Source organism: Vibrio sp. DNB22_10_4 (genome assembly GCF_052879755.1).
The window spans coordinates 1-239 of the sequence record NZ_JBNNXW010000120.1 but is presented as its reverse complement, the minus strand read 5'-3'; the positions used below and the strand labels follow the sequence as shown (position 1 = coordinate 239).

Annotated in this window: 1 protein-coding gene; it reads left to right on the top strand. The window is 69.0% G+C overall.

Annotated features, from left to right (window positions below):
• On the top strand, positions 1-239 hold a 239-nt coding region (locus ACVA6Q_RS24905; protein WP_446649264.1), incomplete at both ends, for a helix-turn-helix domain-containing protein.

The following is a 239-nucleotide window of genomic DNA, read 5'->3' as shown; positions in this document are numbered from 1 at the left end:
ACGCCATCCTGGCCGACCCATCCGACCCGCGCACGCTGGAAGACTGGGCCGCCGAGGCGGGCGCGTCGAGCCGCACGCTGTCGCGCCTCTTCATTGCACAGACCGGGTTGTCCTTCGTGCATTGGCGGCAGCAGGCCCGCATCTGCGCAGCACTGCCGTTGCTGGCTGCGGGCATGCCCGTCACAGCGGTTTCGGCCGAGCTGGGCTATGAGACCGTGGGAGCGTTCTCGACCCTGTTC